This window comes from Parachitinimonas caeni (assembly GCF_030129945.1).
Taxonomy (GTDB): Bacteria; Pseudomonadota; Gammaproteobacteria; order Burkholderiales; family Chitinimonadaceae; genus Parachitinimonas; species Parachitinimonas caeni.
This window is the reverse complement of sequence record NZ_JARRAF010000010.1, coordinates 1-16,729: the sequence shown is the minus strand read 5'-3', so window position 1 is coordinate 16,729 and position 16,729 is coordinate 1. Positions and strand designations below refer to the sequence as shown.

Annotated in this window: 17 protein-coding genes; all 17 read left to right on the top strand. The window is 61.0% G+C overall.

Features of this window, described 5'->3' with window-relative positions; translation table 11 throughout:
• Nucleotides 1-105 precede the first annotated feature (105 nt).
• Entirely contained in the window at nucleotides 106-969 is an 864-nt protein-coding gene (locus PZA18_RS10195) for a DMT family transporter (protein ID WP_284100735.1), read from the top strand.
• A 177-nt stretch (nucleotides 970-1,146) separates the two neighbouring features.
• Nucleotides 1,147-1,893, top strand: a complete 747-nt coding sequence (locus PZA18_RS10190) for a class I SAM-dependent DNA methyltransferase (RefSeq protein ID WP_284100734.1) — start codon at nucleotides 1,147-1,149, stop codon at nucleotides 1,891-1,893.
• Nucleotides 1,880-2,638: a VanW family protein gene (locus tag PZA18_RS10185; protein ID WP_284100733.1), complete on the top strand. Its 759-nt coding sequence runs from the start codon at nucleotides 1,880-1,882 to the stop codon at nucleotides 2,636-2,638. The genes PZA18_RS10190 and PZA18_RS10185 overlap by 14 nt, the downstream gene beginning before the upstream one ends.
• Before the next feature lie 437 nt (nucleotides 2,639-3,075).
• The gene (locus PZA18_RS10180) at nucleotides 3,076-3,342 is read left to right on the top strand and encodes a hypothetical protein (RefSeq protein WP_284100732.1); all 267 of its coding nucleotides are present in this window, start codon (nucleotides 3,076-3,078) and stop codon (nucleotides 3,340-3,342) included.
• Nucleotides 3,323-4,021, top strand: coding sequence for a DotI/IcmL family type IV secretion protein (locus PZA18_RS10175; RefSeq protein WP_284100731.1), 699 nt, complete (start codon nucleotides 3,323-3,325; stop codon nucleotides 4,019-4,021). Before PZA18_RS10180 ends, PZA18_RS10175 begins: the two co-directional genes overlap by 20 nt.
• Complete coding sequence (locus PZA18_RS10170; RefSeq protein WP_284100730.1) at nucleotides 4,018-4,932, top strand: DotH/IcmK family type IV secretion protein; 915 nt, start codon at nucleotides 4,018-4,020, stop codon at nucleotides 4,930-4,932. Before PZA18_RS10175 ends, PZA18_RS10170 begins: the two co-directional genes overlap by 4 nt.
• 1 nt (nucleotide 4,933) lies before the next feature.
• Entirely contained in the window at nucleotides 4,934-6,151 is a 1,218-nt protein-coding gene (locus PZA18_RS10165; RefSeq protein WP_284100729.1) for a DotG/IcmE/VirB10 family protein, read from the top strand.
• On the top strand, nucleotides 6,148-7,311 hold the full coding sequence (locus PZA18_RS10160) for a hypothetical protein (RefSeq protein ID WP_284100728.1): 1,164 nt from the start codon (nucleotides 6,148-6,150) through the stop codon (nucleotides 7,309-7,311). The genes PZA18_RS10165 and PZA18_RS10160 overlap by 4 nt, the downstream gene beginning before the upstream one ends.
• A 50-nt stretch (nucleotides 7,312-7,361) precedes the next feature.
• Nucleotides 7,362-7,931: a hypothetical protein gene (locus PZA18_RS10155; RefSeq protein WP_284100727.1), complete on the top strand. Its 570-nt coding sequence runs from the start codon at nucleotides 7,362-7,364 to the stop codon at nucleotides 7,929-7,931.
• A 32-nt stretch (nucleotides 7,932-7,963) separates the two neighbouring features.
• On the top strand, nucleotides 7,964-8,335 hold the full coding sequence (locus PZA18_RS10150) for a hypothetical protein (protein ID WP_284100726.1): 372 nt from the start codon (nucleotides 7,964-7,966) through the stop codon (nucleotides 8,333-8,335).
• 4 nt (nucleotides 8,336-8,339) lie between these two features.
• A complete protein-coding gene (locus PZA18_RS10145) occupies nucleotides 8,340-8,930 on the top strand; it encodes an HNH endonuclease signature motif containing protein (protein ID WP_284100725.1) in 591 nt (196 codons plus the stop codon).
• A 2-nt stretch (nucleotides 8,931-8,932) separates the two neighbouring features.
• On the top strand, nucleotides 8,933-11,968 hold the full coding sequence (locus tag PZA18_RS10140) for an IcmB protein (RefSeq protein WP_284100724.1): 3,036 nt from the start codon (nucleotides 8,933-8,935) through the stop codon (nucleotides 11,966-11,968).
• Between the two features lies 1 nt (nucleotide 11,969).
• On the top strand, nucleotides 11,970-14,105 hold the full coding sequence (locus tag PZA18_RS10135; protein WP_284100723.1) for a TraM recognition domain-containing protein: 2,136 nt from the start codon (nucleotides 11,970-11,972) through the stop codon (nucleotides 14,103-14,105).
• Entirely contained in the window at nucleotides 14,105-14,650 is a 546-nt protein-coding gene (locus PZA18_RS10130) for a hypothetical protein (protein WP_284100722.1), read from the top strand. The genes PZA18_RS10135 and PZA18_RS10130 overlap by 1 nt, the downstream gene beginning before the upstream one ends.
• Nucleotides 14,651-14,657: 7 nt before the next feature.
• Complete coding sequence (locus PZA18_RS10125) at nucleotides 14,658-15,131, top strand: transglycosylase SLT domain-containing protein (RefSeq protein WP_284100721.1); 474 nt, start codon at nucleotides 14,658-14,660, stop codon at nucleotides 15,129-15,131.
• 69 nt (nucleotides 15,132-15,200) lie between these two features.
• Nucleotides 15,201-15,650 (top strand): toxin co-regulated pilus biosynthesis Q family protein, encoded by a 450-nt coding sequence (locus tag PZA18_RS10120; protein ID WP_284100720.1) that lies wholly within the window; start codon nucleotides 15,201-15,203, stop codon nucleotides 15,648-15,650.
• Between the two features lie 13 nt (nucleotides 15,651-15,663).
• Nucleotides 15,664-16,729 (top strand): secretin N-terminal domain-containing protein (locus tag PZA18_RS10115; RefSeq protein ID WP_284100719.1); only part of this gene is annotated, 1,066 nt, incomplete at its 3' end.

The following is a 16,729-nucleotide window of genomic DNA, read 5'->3' as shown; positions in this document are numbered from 1 at the left end:
GGCTTAAACCGACTGTATCGGCTGGCTGTGGGTCAACTGGCACTGCCGATTGTCCGGCATAGTCACTACAATTTTCGGGATATCTGATTTTTGCAGGCCCTGCCAATGTCCCGTTTCGAGAAACTCAGCCGATCTGGAGTCGTCTGGATTCTAATTGCCAGTTTTCTGTTCTCTGTCATGGGAGTTATGGTCAAGCTGGGGGCCAGCCAGTTTACGACTGCGGAGCTGCTCTTCTATCGCTGCGCAGCCAGTCTGGTCGTCATGGGAGGGGTTGTCTGGTATCAGGGATATTCGTTGCGTACGGGTCAGCTGAAAAAGCAGCTGTCCCGCTCAATATCAGGCACGGTGTCGATGATGTTCTATTTCTATGCCATCTCGCACTTGCCGCTTGGTACGGCCTTTACGCTCAACTACACCTCGCCGATGTTCCTGGCGGCGTTATCAACGCTCTATCTGCATGAGCGATTCAATTCAAAGTTGCTGGGTTCGATCATTGCCGGATTTGCAGGGGTGGCTCTGCTGCTGCATCCGACTTTCGAGCAGTCACAATGGCTGGCTGGTGTGTCTGGACTACTCTCTGGGCTTCTTTCGGCGGTAGCTTATCTGAATGTGCGCCTGCTCAGCCAAGCAGGGGAGCCAGACTGGCGCACGGTGTTCTACTTCTCCCTGATCTCCACCTTGGTTGGTTTTGTCTGGATGATGACCGGGCCGTTACATGCCATAGACGGACGCGGCCTGTTGATCATTGTCGGTATGGGGGTGACGGCCACCCTGGCGCAGCTGGCACTTACACGCGCTTATCGCACGGGAAAACCACTGGTTATGGCCAGTCTGGCGTATTCGACCGTGCTGTTTTCCACCTTCTTTGGCATGGTTTTCTGGCACGATCGCCACCCGACGACCGCTTATCTTGCCATCATGCTGATCATCGGGGCGGGGGTTGTCGCTGTCATGAATGGTCGGCGTTGAGAATCGGGTACCGTAGACGCAGTTGGCGTTTTGCTCCCGGCGCAACCCTGTGGGCTGGAAATAAAAGGTCAACGCAGCCTTGCAATCGCCGCAGCCCCACGCGGCAGCCAGGTGGCAGATTCGCACGTAGAATGAACCGGTCTACCCAACCCACGCCGACCGGGGTCTGCCGATACCATGACAGCCATCCACGACTATTACGAGCAGCTTGCACCCACTTATGACCAGAACCGTTTCGGCAATTCCTATGGCCGGTATATCGATGCCATGGAACGCGCCATCCTGTGCCAGTGGCTGGCGGGTGTGCCGGCAGCGGAGGTCATCGACATCGGGTGCGGCACCGGTCGCTTGCTGAATTTCGCGCAAACCGGGGTCGATGTCTCCGATGCCATGCTGCAAGAGGCTGCACGCAAATTTGCCGATCGGCGGCTCGTTCGCAGCCAATTGCCAGACCTGTCCGAACTATTCGAAGCGGACCCCTCCTTGCCCGCCACTCGGCCTGCGCGTCAGTTTCAGGTGGCGACTTGCTTCCATGTTTTCATGCACCTGAGCCCGCAGGTGATTGCCCAGTCATTGCAAACCCTGGCGGCATTGGTTCGGCCCGGCGGTAGCCTGATCGTTGATCTGCCCTCCCTGCGGCGGCGGTCTTTGCGGCGGATTCGTGCCAGCAGTACGCCCTGGCACGCCAACACCGTTGCGACGACGGCACTGCTGCAGGAATGGGCGGGACCCGAGTGGAAAGTGATCGCACGACGGGGGATCCTGTTTCTGCCGATCCACCGTCTGCCCTCGCGCCTGCGTGCCGCCTGCCAGCCCCTCGACACCTTGCTCTGCAACAGCCCGCTTGCGGACTGGGCGTCTTACCACGTTTACCAGCTGCAACGTCAGCCAGTTACCGAGGGCGCGCGTCATGACCTGGCGTAATCTGGTACGTCGCATGCTCCCTCTGGCCCTGCGTCAGAACGTGGCGCAGTGGCGACGTCAGGTGCGCGACTACCCCCTCGGTGCGCAGCTGATGCCCAGACATGCTGTGAATTTGCCCGACTCCTGGCAGTTGCTGGCCGAAATACGCCAGCCGGTGATGCCGAGTACATTGCTGGAAAACAAGCTGATCAACCTGCGGCTAGGGGCCAACAAGCTGAATCTGGCTTTGATCGAGCCGCATGCCATTTGCTCGTTCTGGCGCCATGTCGGCCGGCCGGTGGCGCAAAATGGCTTCATGGTCGGGCGAAATCTGGTTGAAGGTGAGCTGACGCGGCAAGTGGGCGGGGGGCTTTGCCAGCTCTCATCCATCCTGTACCACCTCGGTCTGCGCAGTGGTCTGGAGGTGGTGGAACGCCATGCTCACTCCATCGACATCTACCAGGAGCACGAGCGCTTTACGACACTGGGGGCCGACGCCACGGTGGTCTGGGGCTACAAGGATCTGCGCCTGTGCAACCCTCATCCTCTGGCGATATTGCTTGAGTTCGAGGTCCACTCCGATGCGCTGGTTGGCCGCAGCTGGATCAACATGCCGCTCCGTCCCTGCGAGGTGACGTTTGAGCGTGAACAACTCGGTCCGGAACAGGTACGCGTACACACCCTGGTCGATGGCCGCACGCTGGCACAGACCCTCTACAAGCAACGCCCCGGTCTGGCCCTGCCTACTGCTCGCCAGTCCAGTTAGCCGCTGTTTGCGTCGGGCTGCGTGGAACCGGCTGCTTCGTTCTCGGGGGCGGGCAGCGGTTTGCGCACATGCCACATTGCGATACCTGAACAGGCATCCAGGTTTTGTCCAGTGCGCGACCCTGGTTGCGGGCGGTCATCGGCTATCTGCCCGCTTGTTTACCGCATGGTCAGACAATCTTTGCGCTGAAAATAACTAATTTGTTTGCATTTATTCAGAATTAAATCCGATTGTTTTGTACAGCACTGAACAATATTTTCCTTTGATTTTGTGGGGGCTTTGCTACGCTGGATTTCATGAATGGCTGAATGAATCATGCATCGAATGGTTTTGATTGGCCAAAAGAGCCTGATGAATAAACAGGTGGGATAACATGGATTGCGCTGCCGGTTGACAGGGTTTGTTCAATACAAGCAGGGTGGATTAGAGGTGGTTGAATGAAACAGGCCACATCCGCACGATTATTCAAATTCTCTTCCTGGGGAAGATTTGAATTCCTGCCTGACTCCAGAGCCTTGCAGCGCTATATGGTATTTTTGCGGCGCTGCAATATGGTAATCGAAATCGCATTGATGTCGGTTTTATTGCTGGCAGCAATATTCCTGCTGCTGCTGATATTTGGTCGCAATCTGGAGCTGGCCATTGTATCGGACGGCACCACCAATTACTGCGTGGTAGGCGAGAATGGCAAAATCAGCCGCTAATGCTGCCGAGGCAGCCGCCTATGGCCTGGTCCTGCAGGACAATGCCCGTCTGCACGACGAGGTGAGCCGCCTTAAATTGCAGCTGTTGCGCCTGGTGATTGGCCTGTTGGTCACCATTTGCCTGTTACTGACGCTGGTATGGGCTTTTTTCTGGGGTTTTCCCAAATACCGTTATATTCACGTCAAAGATGCCAATGCCGTGTGTGTGGCCCAGGCACTCGATCAGCCCAATGTCGATGTCGCAGCGGTGGCGCAATTTGCTACGGATGCAGCCGTCGGCAGTTTTACTTTCGATTATCGGAATTACCGGCCGATATTGACGGCGGCAATGGATAAATATTATTCAGCGGATGGCCGCACGGCCTTTCTTAATTCGCTGGAAGAGTCGGGTAATCTGGATCGGGTAATCAAGAATCGGTTAATTGTTTCGTCCGTGGCGATTGCGCCGTCGCAAGTGGCCAAACAAGGGGTGCGAAACGGTATTTATTATTGGGAAGTCCAAACCCCGCTCAAGATTTTATATTCGGTGGGTGGCCAGCAGGAAAATGGCCAATTACAGCGCGTGCTGTTTGTTTCTACCGTGATTCGCGAACCGACCAATGCCATTAATCCCAAAGGGATTGCCGTGCATAAAACCGTGGTGGCGCCCCTGCCATCCGGTTGGGGGGTGGTCGAATGAAACGCCTGCTGCAGACAGGGTGGATCGGGTTTTGGCTGGGTTTGGCCTGCGCGGCTGACCCGCCGATTCCGCCAACCAATCTCCCCCCGGCCAACCTGCCGCCATCGTTACCGCCGATTCCGGTGCTGATGCCGCAGAAGGTGCTGGGCGACACCGTACGCGATCTACGCGACACCACGCTCTCACCTGAGCAGGTGAATGAAATCAAACGTCTGCTCACCGAGCGTGACCGCTTGCTGAATAGCAACTACGTCAAACCCTCGCGGCCGATTACCCGCTCGCTCAACGTCAATCTGCAGTCGGGGGCGCAGCCGCCAATGCTGCGCCTGGCCTTGGGAACGGTGACCAGTGTGGTGTTCACCGACGCACAGGGCAACCCGTGGTTCATCGAGTCGGTGGCGCTTAATCGTACCCAGTTCAGCGATGGGGAAGGCGGCGCCAAAGCCTCCCAGACCAATGTGCTGAATCTGGAACCGCGTACCACCAGCGCGTTTGGCAACGTCACCGTCATGCTGCGGGGCATGGCCACGCCGGTGATTTTCATGCTGAGTGCCGGGCAAGCGGAAACCGACGTGCGGGTGGATGCCCGCATTCCGGGGCGGAATCCCGACTCGCCGGGTGATCTGGTGATGGTGACCATGCCCCAGCACGACGTGCAGATGGTGGCCTTTATTGATGGCGTGCCCCCTGACACGGCTCGTCGCCTCAACGTGCAAGGGGGGAGTGCCGAAGCGTGGCTGTACGCCGGCAATCTGTTTGTGCGCACCCGTAGCGCGGTGCAGTCACCTGCGTTCATCTCGCGCATGGGGTCGTCGGATGGCACCAGTGTCTACAAGTTCGCCGGCATGCCGCCTGTCGTGGTGGCGCTGGAGTCCGGGCGGGCGGTGACTTACTTCATGAGTGGCTACTGAGATGAGCGAAGCGCCTGCCGGCAACGTCCGTACCCAGAATGTCAAAGCCGTGTTCGGCAGCGGGATTGGCCGCATTTCGCTGCTGGTGGCGGGGTTTATCGTTGTGGTCTTTGGCTATGTGGCGGTGAGCCGGCTGTTTGGCAAACCGGCCCCCAAGGCGGGTGAGACGCCCAATGTCGAGCTGCCGGCGGCGCCCAATATCAAGACCGATCCGACCAAACCGGTAGCCGCCAGCGAGGTGGAACGGCGCAAGCAGCAGGGCCTCGAAGAGGCCCAGGCCGCGCAGAAGGAAAACAAGAGCTATCAGGCCGAGATGCTGCCGGCTGTCAAAGATGACATGGGGCGCTTTGGCAAATCGGATATGGGAATCGACCCCGCCGCCCAGGCACGATGGAATGAAGAGATGGAAGCCTATCGCCGGCGCCAGCAGGAAGTGCAGAAGCGGGCGCAGGAACAGATTCAGACCCTGATCGGCACACTGGGTAAACCCACGACCTTCAGTGTGGCGGTATACGCCCCGCCCAAGGCGGAAACTGCGGCCCCGACAGCCACCGACAAAGCCGCCACGTCGCCAGCTGCCGGTAAGGTGGCGCTGGCCGGCGGTGCGCGCAAGCCGATGATCCGGCAGGGAACCATTCTCTATGCCACGCTCGATACCGCCGTCAATTCGGACGACATGGGTGTGGTGCTGGCCACCTTGCGTGGTGGTGAGTTCGATGGCGCCAAGATGATCGGCAAAGTCCGGCTGGAACAGGTGGGCGAAGCCGCCATGCGCATTGAGTTCAACGCCATGTCCGGCGCCAGGGTCAACGACGGCTCGATCCGGGTCAGCGCGGTAGCCCTGCGGGAAGAAGATGGGCGCCAGAACGTGACGGATGAGGTGGATGGGCACTACTTCTCGCGTTACCTCTCACTGTTTACCGCTGCGGCACTCACTGGCATTGGCAAGGCGGCATCTGTAGTCAGCGGCTCGACCACCACCACCAGCACCGGCACCGCCACCACCACGACCACCACCGTTGATCCTTTCGACACCAGCCGTCAGGCCAGACTTGCGGCCGGAGAAGTCGGCACGGCATTGGGGGCCGAAGTGAAAAAGCAGTTCAGCCGGCCGCCCACGCTGTCGATTCCGGCGGGCAAAGGCATCGGCGTGCTGTTTGTTGAAGACGTGAACCGCCCGGCGACAGATGTCGCCTACAACCAGGGGGCAACACCATGAGCCAGTCGAATACCGCCAAGGTCACCACCCTGTCACGTCGCCCCTACAACGCCAAGGACGATGACGACGAGCCGGACTACGACGCCGACGAGGACTACGACGACACCGACTCGGACGACGATACCGACGAACCGGCGCCGACCAAACCCGCCGGCAAGAAGTCGGGCGGCATGTCTTTTGGCATGCTGATTGGCATCTTCGGCCTGTTCATGCTGGTCATCATTGTTGGTGCCATTGGCACCATGAGCTATCTGAAGAAAAAGCGCGCCGCGCAGATGGACGAGCCGTCACTGGTCATGCCACAACCGGCACTGCAAGTGCCACAGACCATGCCGCCTGCACCCGATGCCACGCCGGCCGGGCAAGTGGCCTTGGCACCAAACCCTGCGCCAGCGGCCACCCCTCCGGCTTCGGAGCCGCAGCCAGCGGCGGCGGCCCAATCCGCCGAACCGCTCAAAATGGCCGAGAGCCTGCCTGTAGCCGCCAAGGCCGAGGCTGCCCCGGCCGGTGCTGACAAACCGGCCGAGGCCGTTGTCGAAACCCTGACTCCTCCCGGCGCAGCCAAGCCCGCCAGCAAGTCGGCCGAGCCCAAAGCGGCTGAACAGAAAGAGCCTGCCGACATCGCCGGTCGCGTCAACAAGCTTGGCGCAGATACCGCCAGGGTGACGGCGCAGGTCAGCGATCTGAACAAGCGGGTCGGCCATATTGAAACCACCCTCAAAGCCATCCTCAGCCGGCTGGAGCAAGGGGCACCCCGTCATGACAGCCGCGCCAGTGAAGCGGGCCGGGCCGAAGCTACGCCAGCGAAAGCCGACGTTGCCAAGCCGGCTGACGTCGCCGCGACAACCGACAGCAAGTCGGCACGCGCTACGCGCAGCACCAAAGTCGAAACCAGCGAGGCAGACAGCAGCGATAGTCGCCGTCACCGCAGCCGTGCCGAGCGCAAGCGCCTTGCCGAAGCCGAGGCCGACACCCGGCAGACCGACCGCCAGCTGCCGGCGGGTTATCGCATCAGCGCCATCATCGGCGACCGGGCCTGGATCATCGCCCCCAATGGTGATGAGCTGAGCGTGGCGGCCGGCGAGATGGTGGCGGGTTTCAAGGTCAGGGAAGTCGGCCGGCGCGATGTGCGGCTGGTGAATGGACAGGTCATTGATTAACCGTAGGTGAGGGCAGCGTGTTACTCAATTAGCCATAAATGGGCCGGGACATGGCAAAAGAATCTGATTTCTTTACCATCTTTATCAATGTCGCCAAAGAATTCGAAGGCGTCTTCGATTTGCTCGGTGCATTGGGCCCGCTATTTGGTTTGTATTTGATATTCGATTCGCTGGTGAGCCTGGGTTCGTTATCGTCCGGTAAATTCATGGGCCATAAACAGCCGAGTTTATCGGGAAAAGTAATACAGCTACTGATTGGCGGGGCGCTGGTGTCATTTGCCACCTTTACCGGCATTCTGGGTAACACCCTGTTTGATACCCCCAGCCAATTGAATTCGGCATTTCTATATGGCGTGAGCGATGCCTCGAATTCGGCCGATAAAACCAAGGCGGCCAAAATCGGCATTTTGCTGTTTTTGCGGATAGTCGGATTAGTCGCCATGCTACGCGGGCTGATTCTGCTCAACCGCTATTACAACGGCACCGGCAGCGCCACCATCGGCCAGGCGGTGACCTTCATGATTGGCGGCGTACTCTGTGTATACGTGCAAGACCTGGCCATCGTTTTGAATAACACCACCGGCTTTAATCTGATTACCTGGGTGTTTGATGTGAAATGAAGTATGCGACCTGTGCCAACAAGGAGGTTGAAATGTTCCATTATCTGAATGCCATTTGGCGAAATATGGTTTTTTACATGATCTTGCTTGGCAGTAGTGCAGCCTGGGCCGATGAAAGCAAGAAGACTTTGCAGGGGGAGTTAAATGACGCAGGAAAAGAAAAAAAACTAGGTTCTATTACCGGTAATTTAAAAACAGCCAGCAATGATATTTATGATCTGCTGTTAACTGTGGCAGCGCTGGTAGGATTCTTGATTGTGGGGTATTCACTTTACCAGCTTTATAAGTCGTCAAAAGACGAGCGGGAAAAGCCCGCTTCGGCCATTGTCGGTTTATTTATCGGCGGGGCGATGCTGGGTATATCGACGATTACCGTGGTGATGCGCAATACCGTAACGGGCTGATGCCATGACCCACCTCACCACCCCCACTCTCACACACTATCGGGGCGTGCTGGGCCTGACCCGGCCAGTGCCGGCGCCGTTGCGGCGCTGGCTGGAAGAGGCTGGCGAGGTGTGCGCGTTCTGTGGCGAGCCGACCGGGCCGCATCGGGGGGTGGTGTTCCGTGATGGCAATGCCCGCAACCGCGATGCGCACAATCTGGCCCTGGCTTGTGCCTTGTGCCGGCTGGCAGCGCATCCTGTCGCGGCCGGAGTGATGGGGTTGGCACGGCTGGCGTGGTTGCCCGAGCTGCAGCAGTGGCAGATCAACCTGCTGGCCCGGCGGGCCTGGCTCGATGCGGACCATCCCCAGCCGGGGCGGCGCCGGCTGGCGGAAGAGCTGTCGGCACGGCTTGAACGCGGTGTGGCACGGCTGGCGCTGCGCTATGGCGAAGCGGCGATCTACCCGGCCATCTTTGCCGACTTGGCTGCCGCCGAGAGCGAAGCCGCCTGTGATGAGATCGAACGGGCGCTCGATGGCTTGCGGCTGGTGCCGCTGGCCTCGGCCTTCCGTCGTGAGATTGAAGACTGGCGACGGCTCGAAGCCGGGAGGGCGTAGCCATGCTGGCCGAGCTGGAAGCTGTCGTTATCAGCCTGTTGTCGGTGTTGCGCACCGAGGTGGTCGATTATTGCGATATCGAAACCATCGACGACAACGTGCTGGTGGCCAACGATGGTTCGCTCGCCACGGTGATCCGCATCCTCGGGGTGAAAACCCTGCTGTCGAGTGCCCACTTTCAGGAAATCGCCCAAAGGCTGGAAGGCGCACTGACGCCTTTCATGCGCAGCCGGGGCCACCAGATTCAGGTGGTGTTCCGGCGCGATATCGACCCGACCGAGCTGCTGAACGAGGCGATTGCGCCGCAGAAAGACACGGCGGCCTATCTGAATCTTGATGTCGTCGATCTGGTCGATGAAACCGCCGACAAGCTATCGGCCTACCTCTACGACGAAACCCTGCACTGCGTATTGTGGTCACGACCGCTACTGCTTGACCCGGCCGAAGCCCGCATTGATGCCGAAGAAAAGCGGGCGCTGGCCAAACAACACAAATTGCCCGCACTGAAAAACGCGCAAAACCCCTTGCGGCCGGTGCGCTTTCTCTACGACCGGCACATCGGTTTTGTACGCAAGGTAGTGGAAGATCTGCGCATGCTCGACTTCATGGTCGATGAGTTTGACGTGCACGGCATGGTGCGGGCGATCAAACGTTCGGTTTACCCGGATAGTGTTGACCCGCGCTGGAAACCGCAGTTGCCGGGCGACCGGCCGGTGATCCGCTGGAAGAAAAATGCCAACCGGCGCGATGCCAGTGAGCTGTTGCCACCCTCCATCGCCCAGCAGGTGATGACACTCGATGCTGAAATCGGCCGGCATGGCAACCCGGTATTGCCCGACCCCAACACGGTTCGGCTGGGGGCACGAGTGTTTGCGCCAGTGCTGTTCGAGCTGCCGCCCAACGAACCCAAGACCTTCACCGCGCTGTTCAACGATCTGAACAAGGCCGAAACCGTCGAGAACGGTCGCAAGCGGTCGGTGCCTTACGCCCTGTCGTTCATGCTCGAAGGCGATGGCATGTCGGTGCTCGGGCTGAAGACGGTGTTTTCGAGCATCCTCGGCTTTACCAGCGAGCAGAACCGCAATCTGAATTCAGCGGCCAAGGCACTGGGCGAGTTCCGGCGCGATGGCGGTACTCTGGTCAAGCTGCGTATCTCGGCGCTGACCTGGGCCCGGCTGGGCGAGGACAAGGAACTGAGCCTGCGCAAGCGCAAGCTGATCAAGTCGCTCGAAGCCTGGGGTGGCGGCAAGGTGGTCGAGAAGTCGGGGCATCCGCTGCTGGCTTTCCAGTCAACAGCCGTGGGGCTGTCGTACAAGCACATCGGCAACCCGGCGGCGGCACCGCTTTACGATGCAGTCTATCTGCTGCCGCTGACCCGGCCGACCAGCCCGTTCAAGCTCGGCTCCACGCTCTACCGCAGCCTCGATGGCAAGCTGATGCGCTATCAGCGCTTTTCCAGCGATCAATCGACCTGGATCACCTTGATTGCCGGCAAACCGGGCTCCGGCAAGTCGGTGATGATGAACTCGAACAATGTCGATAGCTGCCTGATGCCGGGCCTGACGCGGCTACCTTATATCTGCATCATCGACATCGGTATTTCGTCGGCGGGTTTTATTGATCTGATTGCCGATGCCCTGCCCAAAGACCGCAAGCATCTGGCGGTGTACAAGCGCATCCAGAACACGGCCGATTACGCCATCAACCCCTTCGATACCCATATCGGCCTGCGCAATCCGCTGCCGCGAGACCGGCAGTTTCTGATCAACTTCCTGGTGATGCTGGCCACACCGCCCGAGCGCGATGGCGTGCCCTATGACGGCATGAGCGGCTTTGTCGGTCGCATCGTCGATTCGGTGTACCGCTCGGTGTCCGACCGCGAAACACGGGGCCGGCCGCAAAACTACATTCCGGGGCTGGATCAGGAAGTCGATGAAGCCATTGAGCGGGCGCGGGTCGAGATCCGGCAGGCGACCAAGTGGTGGGACATCGTGGACGCCCTGTTCGACGCCGGCGATATCTACGGCGCCCAGCGCGCCCAACGCTATGCGGTGCCGACGCTGGACATCGCCATTGGCATCGCCGCCACGCCCGATATTCAGGAAGACTACGGCGACCGCGCCACCAGCGCCGGCCAGAGCCTGCCCCGGCTGTTCATGACCATGATCAGCGAGGCGATCAACGACTACCCCATCTTCAGCAAACCCACCAGCTTTGATCTGGGCGAGTCGCGGGTGATGTCGCTTGATTTGCAGGACGTGGTGCAGGTCGGCTCGGCCGCGACCAAGAAACAGGCGGCGCTGATGTACATGATCGCCCGCCAGTCCTTCCTGAAGAAGGTGGCGATTTCACGCGAAGACACAGCACTGGTGCCGCCCCGTTATCTGGCCCATTACACCCGGCTGACCGACGAGATTGCCGAAGACTACAAGGTCATCTGCTACGACGAGTTCCACAAGACGGGCGGCCACGCCATGTTGCAGGAACAGATCATGACCGACGGCCGCGAGGCCCGTAAGTGGAACCTCGAAATCGTGCTCGCCTCGCAGATTCTGGAAGATTTTGGCGGTTTGTCGAAAATCGCCACGTCGATCTTCATTCTCGATTCGGGCACTGAGCAGACGCGCCAGTACGCCCGCGACACCATCGGCTTGAGTGAGGTCGAAAACAGCGCGCTGCAGCGCTATGTCACAGGCGCGAACAAAGATGGTGCCACCATGCTGGCGCGCTTTGTCACCAAAACCAAGCAATACAGCCACCTGTTTACCCTCACCTGTGGCGCCAAGCGGCTGTGGGCGCTCTCGACCACGGCCGAAGACCGCAAGCTGCGCTCACTGCTTTATCGCCGTATGGGCACGCGCGAAGCCCGCGAGCTGCTGGCCAAGCGCTTTCCCTCGGGCTCGTGCAAAGCCTATCTGGAGCGAATGCGCGAAAACCTGTTCAACCAGTCGGATTTTCTGGATGAGGAGCAGCTGAATTCAGCCGTTGAAGAATTGGCCAACCAGCTGGTGGCCGAATACCTGCGGGATGGGCAATGACATGGCCAATTACCGTGGATTATCGGAGCACGAAGAAGTCGCCAGCAGCCGGCGCCGGGTGGATACCCGCAGCGCCGGGGCCAAGCTCGCCGCCTGGCTCGAAACCGGGCAGGGTGCGCTGTTCGGGCTGATGGCCTTCCCGGCGCTGGCGATCCTGACCCTGCGTCTGCCGTTTTCGGGCGAGTTATTGGTGTTGGCCGCCTGGCTCTATTACCGCCGCTACCTGAAGGTGGAAGGTCGCCAGTTTGAATTTCCCTACCGGGTGCCGCTGCTGGCCAAGGTGCGCGATGGCTCGGCCAACGGCAAGCTGGGCGAAGGCTTGACCTACCTCGGCAGCGAAATCGGCAGCAACGAAGAGGTCTATGCCAGCAATAGCGATCTGCGCACCCACCAGCTGGTGCTGGGCACCACCGGCAGCGGCAAGACCGAATACCTGCTCGGCATCGTCGCCAATGCCCTGGTACAGAACAGCGGCTTTATCTACATCGACGGCAAGGGCGACCCCAAGCTGCAGAAGGATGTATTCCGGCTGATGCGCGAATTCGGCCGTGAAGACGATCTGCTCGTCATCAACTTCATCACCAGTGGCCGCGACTTTATCGGCCGGCAGGAAGACCAGCTCACCAACACCCTCAACCCGATGGCCGTCGGCTCGTCCGGCATGCTGATCGAACTGATCGTCAGCCTGATGGACGACTCGGGCGGCGGCGCTGATATGTGGAAGGGCAGGGCGATGACCTTTGTCGCGGCCCAGACCCGGTTGCTGGTGTATCTGCGCGACCTTGGCCATCTGGTGCTCGATTCCGAAACCTTTATCGAGTACTTCGATCTGGGCCGGCTGGAAGAGCTGGTCTGGGGCCACAACGGCCGCTATGGCGCCGACTTCGACACCGTGGCGGCGCCGATGCGCGCCTACTTCACCACCTTGCCCGGCTATCGCAAGGAAGACCGGGGCAAGCAGGACGCCAAGGCGCTCGAACAGCATGGCTATATCACCATGCAGCTGACGCGCATCTTCAACGACCTCGCATTCAACTACGGCCATATCTTCAAGGTGCGGGTCGGCGAGGTGGATATCTTCGATGTGGTCTATGGCCGGCGCTGTCTGGTGGTGCTGCTGCCAGCGCTGGAGCGGGCACCCGAATCGCTGAAGATGCTGGGCAAGCTGATCGTCGGCAGCGTCAAGCAGATGATGGCCGGGGCGCTTGGCAACCGCATCGAAGGCATGGTGCGCGAAATCATCGACTCCCGCCCCACCAATGCGGCGGTTCCCTACTACACCATCTTTGACGAAGCCGGTTACTACATCATCCCCGGCACCGCCGTGATGCCGGCACAGGCGCGCAGCCTGTCGTTTTCGATGACCTTTGCCGGCCAGGATTTTTCCAGTTTCAAGAAAGCCAGTGCCGAAGAAGCCGAGGCGATCTGGGAGAACACCAATATCCGCGCCGTGGGCCGGATGACGGGCGGCCGCCAGTCCGATACCTGGCAGAAATTGTCGGAAGCGGCTGGGGAAGCCTACGAGACAGTGATCGGCGGTTATGAAGCCCAAGGCGATGGCTACAAGCGTGAAGGCGGGGTGAAGGTCGAAAAACGTGGCCGGCTCGATTACGACGATCTGGCCCAGCAGGAAAACGGCGAATTCACCTTTCTGGTGGGCAAGAAGTCGCGCAAGGGCGGCGGCGTGCGCGTCATCCGCAGCATGGCCTTCTACACCGCCAGCGATCCGCCGCGTGAAATGCGCACCAACGGCTTTCTGCCGATCGAACCGCCGTCCCGAGGCGATGCCGATACCTTGGCGGCTGAACGCACGGCGCTGGCGCAAGCCCTCGAAGCGGGTGAGTTTGCCGAGCAGTTGCAGCGGGAACGGCCTGACCCGGTGTTGCTGGAGCTGGCCGAGTTGCTTGATCAAGTCGCCTATGCTGGCCACCAGCTCCTGCAGTGGCTGCAGGAACGGGCCGACAGCACCCCCGAAGCCGAGGCCGGGCAGGACACCGAGCCGACAGTCGAGCCCTTTGCGTTTGAAGTCTTGCGCGAATTCTATTTGAGCGAACCCTTGCCCGAGCCCAGCACACCGCAGGAACAGCTCGACAACCTGCAACACATCATCGCCCACATTGCCGAGGAGACCGCCTGATGCCTGCTCCCCGACTTCTACGCTGGTTTGGCCGCTTTCACGGTGCCTTGTTCGGAACCCAGTTGCTGCGCCTGGGCAACGGCAGCTTTGTCAGCTGGCTCCGCAGCCTGAATGCACCGCTGTGCTGGCGTTGCCATAACGGCCGGTTGATGGCGCGTGACGGTGACTGGTGCTGCACGGGTTGTGGTTTCACGGTGCGGGCAGCTAGCCGCGAGTCACTGTGCGAGCGGGCGCTGAAGGCCAACCGGGGCAGCGTGCGACGCGAATTGCGCCAGGCGCCCGACGCCGCACGGCGCCGTCAGCGCGACTTTCGCTACAGCGCCCGCTTTTATCTGCTGATGGCCGCGCTGTTGTTCGCCATTGGCACCGCACGACTGTACGACGCCGGGGGCTGGATGGCGTTTGCGACCTGGACGGCGGTGTCGATCAACCTGTGGGTGCTGGGGTTACGCGCCAGCTATCGCCACTGGCAGCTGCAGCAGCGGCGCCTGTTCGAGCCGGGCTTGTTCTGGCGGTGGTTCCAGCACGAACGCTGGTGGATTTGAAGGACTGATGATGGATGCCGCCGATCTGCCTGCCGATTACTACGCCACCCGCCCGGCTACGGTGGATTGCGTGATCGCCGCGGCGCGCCGGCAGCGGGTGCCGGCCAATGTGTTGCTGGCCATTGCCAGCGTCGAGGCGGGACGGCATGGCCAGGTGCGGGCCAACCGCGATGGCAGCGTCGATCTGGGGCAATTCCAGATCAACAGCGTACATCTGCCCCGGTTGGCGCGTTATGGCATCCGCGCCGATGACCTGCGACTGCGTGGCTGCTACGCGGCCGAGTTGGCGGGCTGGATGCTGGCGAATGAGGTTCGGCGGGGAGGGCGTGGCGACTGGTGGAGCCGTGCCGCCCGCTACCACTCGGCCACCCCGTATTACAACGCCGTCTACCGCAGCCGGTTGATTGCGGCGGCCGATGTCTGGGGGCGCTGGCTGGCGCGCCACTACCCGGTTGAAGTGGCCTGGGCAGGGGTGCAGTGAGGATCAGGGCGGGCTTGCAGCTCGTCGGCGATGGATGACTCGAAAACGATGTCGCGGAAGGGATGAGCCATGAAGATGCGCAAGGGGAAGATCGGGATGGCCGTGGGACTGGCGCTGTGGCTGACCACGCCAGTCCATGCGGGATTCAGCATCGAAGACAGCGCCGAGGCGCCCAAGCCGGCCAAAGCCGCCAAGCCAGCCCCGGCTGCGGCCCCGACCGCCAAGGCCGAGCCCATGAAGGCCGAAGCACCGGCCGAAGCCACCTGGGTACTGCGACCCCAGCACGGCACGGTGCGGCGGGCGCTGATCGAATGGGCGGCTCGTGCCGGCTGGCAGGTGGCGTGGGAAGCCTCGGTGGAATACCCGATCAACTACGAGGCGACCTTCACCGGCACCTTTGAAGAGGCCATCGGCGGCGTGTTTGCCTCGCTGTCTGCGGCCGACGTCGCGCTGAATGCGCTGATGTACAACGGCAACCGCGTGGTGCGGATCGTCGAGGCCGGCACCAAGGCCCAGTGACAAGGGGATGACCATGCAAACACCCAGACCACTTTCCGCCTGCGCCCAGCACCCGGCCCGGCCTACGCCCGATGCGGGCCTGCGGCGCGCCATCTGTCTGGCCACGGCGCTGGCGCTGACCGCCTGCAGCTCGGTGCAGCTCAAGCATCAGGTTGAAAAATCTGTGGCCGACAACAGCCAGAACACCGCCCAGCAACGTAGCGTGCAGGCCGACTATGCGCAGAAGCAGGCCGGGCCGGTCCGCAAGGTTGATGGCTTCTGGCTCGGCAGCCGCGCCATCAAGCTCTCACCTGATCAGCAACTGCCACCGGTGTTCGACCAGCCGCACTCGCTGAGCCTGCGCTACCCAACCACGCTGGCCGGTGTGGCCGATGCGCTGACCAAGGTCAGTGGCGTGATGATCCGCATCCAGCCGGACGTCTACACCGCCGCCCCCTCGGCCGCCCCTTCAGCGGCCACGGTCCGGCCATCAAGCGGTGGCAATATCAGCCAGACCGAGCGCGATGCCTTGTATACCGGCTATCTCGGTGCTGACTCGCTACGCGGCCTGCTCGACAAGATCGCCGCCCAGGCCAGCATCTCGTGGGAATACCGCGATGGCCTGGTGCAGTTCTACCGGCTGCAGAGCCGCACCTTCACGCTGCTGCTGCCACCGGGCGAGGGCGATGCCACGGTGAATGTCTCGAAGTCGGCCACCGCCACCAGCTCGGGTAGCGGCAGTGGCTCGAACAGCGGCTCGGCCAGTAGCAGCAGCGATAACAAGGTGTCGTCCACCGCCAAGCTGCAGTTCTGGAGCAACATCGAACGCACCCTCAAAGCCATGCTGACGGCGGCCGGCAAAGCCGAGATTTCGCAGACCACCGGCACCGTGTCCGTCACCGACACCCGCGACGCCGTCGAGCGCATTGCGGAATACATCGAGCGCGAAAACGCGGCGCTGACGCGGCAGGTACAGGTGGATGTGAAGGTGCTGTCGGTGCAGACCAGTGATAACGGCGATCTGGGCCTCGACTGGACGGCGGTCTATCAGAAGCTCACCAGCAATGGCCTGGGCAATATCGGCTGGAGTTTCGGCTCGG